Source organism: Phenylobacterium sp. (assembly GCF_046290725.1).
Lineage (GTDB): Bacteria > Pseudomonadota > Alphaproteobacteria > Caulobacterales > Caulobacteraceae > Phenylobacterium.
On sequence record NZ_JBKBUH010000002.1, the window covers coordinates 991,898 to 1,001,486 of the forward strand.

A 9,589-nucleotide genomic window follows, 5' to 3' on the forward strand; every position below is an offset into this window, starting at 1 on the left:
GATCCTGCGCGGGGTCACGGGCGCTCCACCGGCTGGCTTTAGAGGACGCCCGTGGAGGCTTCGCGCCCCCGTTCCACCAGGGTCAAGCCGGCTCCGTCGGTTTCAAGGGTGGTGATGGAAGCGTGATCGGGCCGGAAGACCAGCACCCGGTCGTCGGCCGCCAGGTGCGAGACCACGGCGTTGATCGCCACGTAATGGGAGAAGACGGCGGTGTCGCCGCGGGCGTGCAGCGACGCGACGATCTCCCGCCGCCAGGCGTCATAGTCGAGCTCGCCCTGGATCTCGCGCCACAGCCCCTGGAACGCTTGACGAAGCCAGGCCGGCCGCTCGGCGGCGCTCAGGGTCGCAGGCGTCGGGATTTCCCCCACCCGCGGATCGATCTCCACCTCCACGCCCAGCGCCTCGGCGGTGGGCAGGGCGGTCTCCCGGCACCGGCGAAGCGGCGAGGAGACCACCCGTCGCGGACGGTGCGCCTCTGGCAGAGCCAGCAGATGGTCCCGCGCCGCCCGCGCCTGGGCCTGCCCCGCCGCGTCCAGCCCCGGATCCTCGTCGGCCTCGCCCCAGACGGCGGCGGGCTTTCCGTGGCGGATCAGATAGAGGCGGGGCATGGGCGGCTAGTCCGGGACGAAGAGGTTGCGCTGACCATCCTCCGTCTGCCGCACTTGGCCCGTCCGGCCAACCGATTCCTGCGCCTCTAGGCCCGCAAGGGTCGCCTCGTCGGTGGGCGTATTGGCGACGAAGCGGCGGCCCTCAGCGTCGCGCCCGACCACGATCCCCATCAGGTAGCCGTCGCGCCCGTGCACCACGGTATAGGCCTCGATGGTCGCGGACCCGCTCGGGCTCTCCACGATCTCCGGATGCGGCAAGGCGTCGATCTGGCTCTGGATCACCGCCGGATCCTCGCGCGCGAACGGCGCCTTGGGCGGCGTGGTCGAATAGATCCCGGTCGACTGCTTGGTCAGGAACCAGCCGTTGGCGGTCACCAGGCCGTAAGCCCCGCGGTCCTTGCGCAACCGGTCCATCATCACCGCGATGGAGTGCATGGCGTAGTTGTTCCCCGGCCCGCCCATATAGGGCAGCCCGCCGGTCACGGTCAGGCCGCGGGGATCATCCAGCGCCAGCCCCAGCTCCTCCGCCCCGATCTCCACCGCGACGGGGAAGCAGGAATAGAGGTCGATGTGGGCGATGTCCGAGAGCCCGACCCCGGCCATCTCCAGGGCGCGCTTGCCGGTCAGGCGCATGGCCGGGCTGGAATGGAAGTTCTGCCGCTCCAGCGGATACCAGAGGTCGGCGGCGTCGGCGCAGCCGTGCAGATAGACGAAGCGGTCTTCCGGCACGCCCAGCTCGCGCGCCTTCTTCACGCTGGCCACGATCACGCCGGCGGACTGGTCCACCTCCATGATGGCGTTCAGGTACTTGGTGTAGGGAAAGCCGACCATGCGATTGCGGTCGGTCACGGTCACCAGCTCGTCGGCCGACCGCTCGACCGGGAACCAGGCCTCGGGATTGGCCGCCGCCACCTTGGTGAAGGGCGCGAACAGCTCGCCCAGCCGCTTCTGGTGGTCGGCGATCGACCGTTTGTCCCGCGCCCGCAACGCGTTCTCGAACAGCGGATAGACGTTGATCGGCCGGCCCAGGCCGTGTCGCGCCTCATAGGGCGTGACGCCGGGCCGCGGGTCGCCGATCCGCTCGGGCGGCGGCAGCTCCTCGGCGTCGTCCCAGTCGTCGAAGCCGAAGCCCTTGGTCATCCGCTTGACCGCCGAGCCCAGGAACTCGCAGCCGACGATCAGGGCGAGCTCGGTCTCGCCCTTGGCGATCCGCTCGCTGACGACGTTGACCAGCTGCTGGGGCGTGTTGCCGCCCATGTGCGAATAGACCGACCAGCGGGGCTGGGCGCCGATCCGGGCCGCCAGCGTCGCCGGCGGATTGGTGGAATGGGGCACGGTGCGCCCGCCCCCGGGCGCGTCGATGGTGAAGCCGACCACCGCCAGGCCGTCGATTCCCGCCAGGGCGCCTTCGGAAAGGCCGGCGTCGCGCGCCGCCCGTTCCGCCGCAATCTTCAGCAACTGCGTCGGCGAGGGCGAGTTCGCCGGATCGCCCCGATAGGTGAATTGGCCTGCTCCAATGAGAACCGGCGTGGCGTCGTCCATCTTCCCTCCCCTTCCGGCCTCGATCGGACGCTGCAGAGCGCGCGTAACCGACGGTAACGAGGCGTTTTCGGCGCTGCTCGATTTTTGGGCGCCGCCTGCTCATGAAGGCGGCATTCGCGATGATCGCACGCTCTCCCGACGGAACCGCAAGCCCCTGCCCTTGTGACGCTCCCGCGGACCGTGCTCGTAGCCCTCGACCGCGGGGCGCGCCCCGCCCGGGAGTACGTGTCGGGTCCATGAAAAAGATCGAAGCCATCATCAAGCCGTTCAAGCTCGACGAGGTGAAGGAGGCCCTGCAGGAGCTGGGCGTCCAGGGCATGACGGTGATCGAAGCCAAGGGCTACGGCCGCCAGAAGGGCCACACCGAGCTCTATCGCGGCGCGGAGTACGTCGTGGACTTCCTGCCCAAGATCAAGATCGAGGTGGTGGTCGCCGACGGCCAGCTGGAGGCCGCGCTCGAGGCCATCGTCGGCGCCGCCCGCACCGGCCGGATCGGGGATGGCAAGATCTTCGTCTCCGAAATCACCGACGTCCTGCGCATCCGCACCGGCGAGACCGGCGCCGCAGCCGTCTAGACCAAATTCATCGCGTTCATTCGAAGGGGATCATCCAAATGGCGACCGCCAAGGACATTCTGAACCAGATCAAGGAAAAGGACGTCAAATACGTCGACGTCCGCTTCACCGACATGCGCGGGAAGATGCAGCACGTCACCTTCGACATCGATCTGGTGGACGAGGAGTTCCTCACCGACGGCACCATGTTCGACGGCTCGTCCATCGCCGGCTGGAAGGCGATCAACGAGAGCGACATGAAGCTGCGGCCGGACCTCAACTCGGCCTATATCGATCCCTTCTACCAGCAGACCACGCTGTGCCTGTTCTGCGACGTGCTGAACCCCGACACCGGCACGCCCTACAACCGCGACCCGCGCTCCATCGCCAAGGCGGCGCTGAACTACGTCAAGTCGGCCGGCATCGGCGACACGGTCTATTTCGGCCCCGAGGCCGAGTTCTTCATCTTCGACGACGTCCGCTGGAACACTGCGCCGCACGACACCGGCTATTCCTTCGACTCCACCGAGCTGCCGGTGAACTCGGCCAAGGCCTATCCGGAAGGCAATATGGGCCATCGCCCGGGGCCGAAGGGCGGCTACTTCCCGGTGAACCCGGTCGACTCCTGCCAGGACCTGCGCGGCGAGATGCTGGCGGTGATGGGCGAACTCGGCATGCAGCCGGAAAAGCACCACCACGAGGTGGCCCCCGCCCAGCACGAGCTCGGCCTGAAGTTCGCCGATCTGCTGACCATGGCCGACCGGATGCAGCTCTATAAGTACGTCATCCACAACGTGGCCGCGGCCTACGGCAAGACGGCCACCTTCATGGCCAAGCCGATGTTCGCCGACAACGGCTCGGGCATGCACGTCCACCAGTCGATCTGGAACGACGGCAAGCCGCTCTTCGCCGGCGACAAGTATGCGGGCCTTTCCCAGACCTGCCTCTGGTACATCGGCGGCATCATCAAGCACGCCAAGGCGATCAACGCCTTCTCGAACTCCACCACCAACTCCTACAAGCGCCTGGTGCCCGGCTACGAAGCCCCGGTGAAGCTGGCCTATTCGGCCCGCAACCGCTCGGCCTCGATCCGCATCCCGCACGTGGACTCGCCCAAGGCCAAGCGGATCGAAGCCCGCTTCCCCGACCCGATGGGCAACCCCTACCTCACCTTCGTCGCCCTGCTGATGGCCGGCCTCGACGGCATCATCAACCAGATCGATCCGGGCGGCCCGGCCGACAAGAACCTCTACGACCTGCCGCCGCGCGAGCAGAAGAAGATCCCGGAAGTCTGCGGCAGCCTGCGCGAAGCCCTCGAAAGCCTCGACAAGGACCGTGCCTTCCTGAAGGCCGGCGGCGTCATGGACGACGACTTCATCGACGCCTACATCGAGCTGAAGATGGAAGAGGTCATGCGCCTCCAGCTCCACCCGCACCCGGTCGAATTCGACATGTACTTCAAGTGCTGATCGATCGGTTCTGATCTGGAATCGAAAGGGCCGCGGATCGCTCCGCGGCCCTTCTTCTTTTTGCGCGCCCGCCTCAGAGCTTCTGGGCGATCCACCAGTAGGCCAGGAAGGCCAGGCCCGCCGGCGCCCCGTAGGCCGAGGCGACCAGCCAGGGCGAAGCCTGGTCGGGCAGGAGCGAGACGATGCCCGCCCCGGCGGCGACCACGGCGAAGATCGCCGCGGCGGTGCCCGCGACGTTCACCACCTCCGGCGGCACGCGAAGAATTCGATCGGAAACCAGCCTGTTCGGCATGCGGTCATATCCTCCCAAGAACGCGGAGCCGTCCTCCGGCCATGAGGCCGTGCGCTCCGTCGTCAAAGCCAAGCTCGCTCCAAACCGCGCCGCTGGCAAGAGCGCCTGTGTCGCGCCATTGACGAACGCCGTTCGAACCGCCGTGATCCCGGGGAGGCAGAAAAAGAAGTTCCTGGGGGGAAAGATGAAGAGGCTTTGCGCCTGGGCCGTTGTGGCCTTCGCGGCGGCGGGAATCGCCGGCGGCGCCTCGGCCGCCGGCTATCAGGCCGAGATCGTCCGCACCAAGTACGGCGTCCCCCATGTGACGGCCCCGGATTTCGGCGGCCTCGGCTACGGCCAGGCCTACGCCTACGCCCAGGACAATCTCTGCCTGATCGCCGACAAGATCGTCACGGTGAACGGCGAGCGGTCGAAGCATTTCGGCTCGGCGGCGACCACCACGGTGGCTTTCCAGGACATCCCGAACCCGGAAAGCGACGCCTTCTTCCGCGCCCATCTCGAGATCGAGCCGCTGCGGGCCGGCTTCGCCCAGGCCTCGGCCGACTACCGCGCCCTGGTCGAAGGCTATGTCGCCGGCTTCAACCGCTACCTGAAGGACACGCCGCCCGGCGAGCGCCCCGCCGCCTGCCGCGACGCCGCCTGGGTGCGCCCCATCACGGTCGACGACATGCTGCGCCTCAACGAGGAGCGGATGATCCAGGCCAGCGGCGGAGCGTGGCTGCGTCAGACCAACGCCGCGGCCCCGCCGGCCGCCGCGTCCAAGGCCGCAGAACTCGGCCTGCCCACCGAGGCCCTCGCCTTCGGCCTCGGCTCCAACGGCTGGGCCTTCGGACGCGACGTCACCGAGAACCGCTCGGGCCTCCTGCTCGGCAACCCGCATTTCCCGTGGGAGACGACCAACCGCTTCTACGAGATCCATCTGACGATCCCCGGCAGGTACGACGCCATGGGCGTGACCATCGCCGGCGCGCCGGGGATGTCGATCGGCTTCAACAAGGACGTGGCCTGGACGCATACAGTGTCCACCGACCGCCATTTCACCCTCTTCGAGCTAGCCCTCGACCCAGCCGATCCCACCGCCTATTTCGTCGACGGCCAGCGCCACGCCATGGGGCGGCGGACGGTGACGGTCGAGACGCCGGAAGGGCCTCAGGCCCGCACCTACTACACCTCCATCTACGGCCCGCTGGTGGTCATGCCCCAGGCCGGCCTCGCCTGGACGAGCGAGAAGGCCTATGCGCTGAAGGACGCCAACAAGGCCAACACCCGCTCCGGGGACACCTGGCTGCGCATTGCGACGGCGCGCTCGGTGGAGGAAGTGAGGACGGCGATCTCCGAGACCCTCGGCATTCCCTGGGTCAACACCATCGCCGCCGACCGCGCCGGCCGCGCCCTCTATGCCGACATCACCGCCACGCCGAACGTCACGGCCGAAAAGCTCGCCGCCTGCGCCCCCAGTCCCGCCGCCGCGCGGCTGGCCGCGGCCAGCCGCATCTATGTGCTCGACGGCTCGCGCGCCGCCTGCGACTGGGAGGCGGCGGCCGGCACGCCCGATCCGGGTCTCATGCCCGCGGCGGCCATGCCGTCCCTCGTCCGCACCGACTACGTCCAGAACAGCAACGACAGCTACTGGCTCTCCAACGGCCGCGCGCCCATGGCCGCCGCCGCGCCGATCGTCGGCCCGACCGGGATCGCCCAGAACCTGCGCACCCGCTCGGGCCTGATGGAGATCGAGCGCCGGCTCGCGGGCGAGGACGGCCTTCCCGGCCGCAAGTTCGACGCCGCCAAGGTCAAGACCCTGCTCTTCTGGAACAAGGTCCTGGCCGCCGACCTCTACCTGGACGACGCGCTCACCCTCTGTCGCGCCGCGCCGCAGGTGCGGCGCGAGGACGGGCGCATCCCCAACGTGGGGCCAGCCCGCGAGACGCTGGCCCGCTGGGACCGCCGGGTCGACGCCGACAGCCACGGCGCGCACCTCTTCTACGAATTCTGGCGCAACGCCGAGAAGATACCCGAGGTCTTCGCCGTCCCCTTCGATCCGGCCGACCCGGTCGGCACGCCGCGCGGCCTGAAGACCGACGAAGCCTCCGCCGCAAAGATCCTGGAGGCCATGGCCGCCGCTGTGGACACCTTGCAGGCCCAGAACATGGCCCTCGACGCCCGCTGGGGCGACGTCCACTTCGCCGTCCGAGGCGAGGCGAAGATCCCGGTCCATGGCGGCGAGGGCTCGCACGGCGTGCTCAACGCCCAGCAGGCGCGGTTCAACCCCGCCGCCGCCGGCTACGTCCCCTATCACGGCTCCAGCTACATCCAGGTGGTGACCTTCGACCGGGCTGGCCCTGTCGCCGATGCGGTGCTGTCCTACTCCCAGTCCACCGACCCCGCTTCGCCCTATTACGGCGACCAGACCAGACTCTACGCCGAGGAAGGCTGGCATCGCCTGCCGTTCCACCGCAAGGACATCGAAGCAGAGGCCCTGGGCCCGCCCCTGAAGCTGAAGGAGGACTGAGCGGGTCCTAGATCCGTCCCTTTCGGGGGGCGGACGGCGCGGCCGGAATCCTAGGCGGTCCGCGACAGGGCCGCCTGGATGCGGGCCTGACCGTCTTCGCCCAGGCGCACCAGGTAGAACGAACGCTCGCCGCCGGTCGCCCTTCCCTCCGCATCGAGGTTGGGCCAGGTGATGTCCGCCCAGGCCAGTCGCTCGCTCAAGGGCTCGAAGCCGTTCAGTTCGCCGCGGGTCCCGAAGATTCCGCGGCTGCGGTAGTCGGCGATGGCCTGCTCGAAGAAGGCCTCCACCTCCTCGCGCGCCGTCACCGGGCGGGCGCCCTGATCGGCGAGCAGCAGGGCGGGCATGTCCCAAAGCCCGGCGAGAGTCTTGGCGTCGCCGGCGCTCAACGCGGAACCGATGCGTTCGACGAGTTTGAGCACCTGATCCCTGGTCATGCGCGCACGCCTTCGGCGACCTGCCGGACCGCCGCCCTCACCGCGTCCAGCGCCGCCATCTGCCGCACGCTGTCCAGCCCGCTAGTGATCGGCGGCCGGCCGCCCTGCACGGCGGCGACGAAGGCGCGCAGCTGGAAATCGTAGGTGGGATCGCGGGTGCAGGTTTCGCGCCGAGCGCCGTCCAGTCCCTCCACCTCGATCAGGTGCCCCAGCTGCGGGGCCAGCGGATTGGTCGCCTTGATCCGCCCCTCCTGGCCCTCGATCTCCAGGCAGGCGTGGCTTGGGCTGGCCATGTCGCAGTCGATGTGTCCGGTCACCCCGCCTTCGAAAGCGAGATTGGCGTGGGTGGAGATGTCGACGCCGGTCTCTCCGATCATCGCCGTGGCGCGGGTCACCCTCGGCTCGCCGCCGGCCACCGCCCGGCACCAGTGGATGCAATAGGTTCCGAGATCCATCAGGGCGCCGCCGCCGAGCGCCGGATCGTATCTCAGCTCCCGCGGCGTGGCGGCGATGGAGGTGCGGAACGCCGCCACGATCCGCCGGACCGGTCCGATCTCGCCGCTGGCGGCGATCTCCAACACCCGGTCGAACAGGGGGTGGTAGCGATAGTGGAAGGCCTCCATCAGCACCAGGCCGCGAGCCTCGGCCGCCTCCGTCATCTCGCGGGCCTGGGCGGCGTCCATGGCGAAGGGCTTTTCGCACAGCACCGGCTTGCCGGCCTCCAGCGCCGCCAAGGTCATCTCCGCATGGCGGGCAGGCGGCAGGGCGACATAGATCGCCTCGACCTCGGGATGGCGGATCAGGGCCTCGTAGTCGTCGGCGACGATGGGAAGGTCGTGCGCCTCGGCGAAGCTCCGCGCCCGGTCCGCATCGCGGGCGGCCACCGCCACCGCCCGGGCCGCGCCCGTCGCCCGGGCCGGCGAGATCAGGGCGAGCGGCGCGATCCTGGCCGCGCCCAGGATTCCGATGCGGAGCGGTTCGGCCGACATCGCTTCACCTCCCTCGGCGGCGGGAGCGGGGCGTCAGATCCAGCGCCTCACCTTCCGCGCATAGGCCTCGTAGGCCGCGCCGAACCGTCGGCGCATGGCCCGTTCCTCGAACCGGATGTACCAGAGGTCGGCGACAAGGGCGAACAGGATCGGCCCGGCCAGCGGCGTTGCGGTCCCCAGCAGCAGGGCCGCGCCCAGCAGCAGCAAGGTGAAGCCCAGGTACATCGGGTTGCGGCTGATCCGGAACACCCCTTCCGTCACCAGCACGTCGGGATCGCGGAAGGCGTTGATGTTGGTCCTCACCCGCCGGAAGGTCCCCGAGCCCGCCACCAGCAGCCACAGCCCCAGCACCAGCGGTGCGAGCCCCGCCCCGTTCCAGGGGACCGGCAGCAGGATCGGGCCCGGCGCTGCGAAGCGCGCCGCGACCATCGCGACCAGCAGAAGGAGCGTCAGGGCGGGCGGCAGGATTCTCATTTCGGCTCTCCTTGCGGCCGGTCGGCGGCGAGCGCCCGCCGCAGCATGACGCTCAGCGCCGCCAGGGTGCGGTCGCGGTCGGCGCCTTCGCCCACGGCGTCGGCCGCCTCGTGGACGAGGGCGAACACCAGCCGGGCGGTCGGCTCGGGATCGAGGTCGGCGAAGGCGCCGGCCTCCTGGGCGGCGCGCAGGATGGCGGCCACCCGGCGCACGGCGTCGTCCGCAGCCGGCCGTCTCCGGGCGAAGTCCGAGTGGAAGAGCACGTCGTGCAGCCGTTCCTGACCCAGGGTGAAACTGACGAAGGCCGCGGAGACGTCGTCCATCACCTGCAGCCAGTCGATCGGCCCGTCCACTTCGGTCGGCAGTTGGTAGTGCGCGTCGAACCGGGCGTAGGTGCGTGTGCGCACGGCTTCCAGAAGATCGTCCCAGCTCGGGAAGTAGTGGAAGAAGGTGCCCTTGCCCGCCCCCGCCTCGACCGCCACGTCCTCCACGCGCACGGCCGCGCCGTCGCGGATCAGCAGCCGCTCCGCCGCCGCCAGAATCTCTTCCCGCCGGGTTTCCGGGTCCAGCCGCCGCCGCGCCACTCAGACCTCCTATCGACTCTTGGTCGATAGATAATCGACCGCCGGTCGATTGACAAGGGCGGACGCAGGCCGCGAGAGGTCGCATTGATTTGCCGGCGCTTGCGATTCATACCGGGCCTCCTCGAATCGACGCA

Annotated in this window: 10 protein-coding genes; 3 read left to right on the forward strand and 7 right to left on the reverse strand. The window is 69.3% G+C overall.

Going from position 1 to position 9,589, the window contains the following annotated elements:
* Positions 1-38: 38 nt before the first annotated feature.
* Both ACK41C_RS16165 and ACK41C_RS16170 read right to left on the reverse strand, forming a co-directional pair.
* Positions 39-608, reverse strand: coding sequence for a histidine phosphatase family protein (locus tag ACK41C_RS16165; protein ID WP_409656307.1), 570 nt, complete (start codon positions 606-608; stop codon positions 39-41).
* 6 nt (positions 609-614) lie between these two features.
* Complete coding sequence (locus ACK41C_RS16170) at positions 615-2,150, reverse strand: acetyl-CoA acetyltransferase (protein WP_409656309.1); 1,536 nt, start codon at positions 2,148-2,150, stop codon at positions 615-617.
* A 236-nt stretch (positions 2,151-2,386) separates the two neighbouring features.
* Between ACK41C_RS16170 and ACK41C_RS16175 the strand changes: the two genes are divergently transcribed.
* Both ACK41C_RS16175 and glnA read left to right on the forward strand, forming a co-directional pair.
* A complete protein-coding gene (locus ACK41C_RS16175; RefSeq protein WP_409656311.1) occupies positions 2,387-2,725 on the forward strand; it encodes a P-II family nitrogen regulator in 339 nt (112 codons plus the stop codon).
* 38 nt (positions 2,726-2,763) lie between these two features.
* The gene (gene glnA, locus ACK41C_RS16180) at positions 2,764-4,173 is read left to right on the forward strand and encodes a type I glutamate--ammonia ligase (protein ID WP_409656313.1); all 1,410 of its coding nucleotides are present in this window, start codon (positions 2,764-2,766) and stop codon (positions 4,171-4,173) included.
* A gap of 73 nt (positions 4,174-4,246) precedes the next feature.
* Here glnA and ACK41C_RS16185 read toward each other — a convergent pair whose 3' ends face one another.
* Complete coding sequence (locus ACK41C_RS16185; RefSeq protein ID WP_409656315.1) at positions 4,247-4,465, reverse strand: hypothetical protein; 219 nt, start codon at positions 4,463-4,465, stop codon at positions 4,247-4,249.
* A gap of 184 nt (positions 4,466-4,649) precedes the next feature.
* Here ACK41C_RS16185 and ACK41C_RS16190 point away from each other — a divergent pair, with 184 nt between their 5' ends.
* On the forward strand, positions 4,650-6,974 hold the full coding sequence (locus tag ACK41C_RS16190; RefSeq protein WP_409656317.1) for a penicillin acylase family protein: 2,325 nt from the start codon (positions 4,650-4,652) through the stop codon (positions 6,972-6,974).
* Positions 6,975-7,024: 50 nt separating this feature from the next.
* On the opposite strand, the gene ACK41C_RS16195 is transcribed toward ACK41C_RS16190, so the two are convergent.
* From ACK41C_RS16195 to ACK41C_RS16210, 4 genes are read right to left on the reverse strand one after another with little or no spacing between them, the layout of a single operon-like run.
* Positions 7,025-7,408 (reverse strand): hypothetical protein, encoded by a 384-nt coding sequence (locus ACK41C_RS16195; protein WP_409656319.1) that lies wholly within the window; start codon positions 7,406-7,408, stop codon positions 7,025-7,027.
* Entirely contained in the window at positions 7,405-8,397 is a 993-nt protein-coding gene (locus ACK41C_RS16200) for a Gfo/Idh/MocA family protein (RefSeq protein ID WP_409656321.1), read from the reverse strand. The genes ACK41C_RS16195 and ACK41C_RS16200 overlap by 4 nt, the downstream gene beginning before the upstream one ends.
* Positions 8,398-8,430: 33 nt before the next feature.
* Positions 8,431-8,871, reverse strand: coding sequence for a methyltransferase family protein (locus ACK41C_RS16205; RefSeq protein WP_409656323.1), 441 nt, complete (start codon positions 8,869-8,871; stop codon positions 8,431-8,433).
* Positions 8,868-9,455, reverse strand: a complete 588-nt coding sequence (locus ACK41C_RS16210; protein WP_409656325.1) for a TetR/AcrR family transcriptional regulator — start codon at positions 9,453-9,455, stop codon at positions 8,868-8,870. Before ACK41C_RS16210 ends, ACK41C_RS16205 begins: the two co-directional genes overlap by 4 nt.
* Positions 9,456-9,589 lie beyond the last annotated feature (134 nt).

Coding starts and splice junctions, on each gene's coding strand:
- ACK41C_RS16200 (WP_409656321.1), bottom strand. CDS start 8,397: ATGTCGGCCGAACCGCTCCGCATCGGAATCCTGGGCGCGGCCAGGATC.
- ACK41C_RS16175 (WP_409656311.1), top strand. CDS start 2,387: ATGAAAAAGATCGAAGCCATCATCAAGCCGTTCAAGCTCGACGAGGTG.
- ACK41C_RS16190 (WP_409656317.1), top strand. CDS start 4,650: ATGAAGAGGCTTTGCGCCTGGGCCGTTGTGGCCTTCGCGGCGGCGGGA.
- ACK41C_RS16185 (WP_409656315.1), bottom strand. CDS start 4,465: ATGCCGAACAGGCTGGTTTCCGATCGAATTCTTCGCGTGCCGCCGGAG.
- ACK41C_RS16195 (WP_409656319.1), bottom strand. CDS start 7,408: ATGACCAGGGATCAGGTGCTCAAACTCGTCGAACGCATCGGTTCCGCG.
- ACK41C_RS16205 (WP_409656323.1), bottom strand. CDS start 8,871: ATGAGAATCCTGCCGCCCGCCCTGACGCTCCTTCTGCTGGTCGCGATG.
- glnA (WP_409656313.1), top strand. CDS start 2,764: ATGGCGACCGCCAAGGACATTCTGAACCAGATCAAGGAAAAGGACGTC.
- ACK41C_RS16165 (WP_409656307.1), bottom strand. CDS start 608: ATGCCCCGCCTCTATCTGATCCGCCACGGAAAGCCCGCCGCCGTCTGG.
- ACK41C_RS16170 (WP_409656309.1), bottom strand. CDS start 2,150: ATGGACGACGCCACGCCGGTTCTCATTGGAGCAGGCCAATTCACCTAT.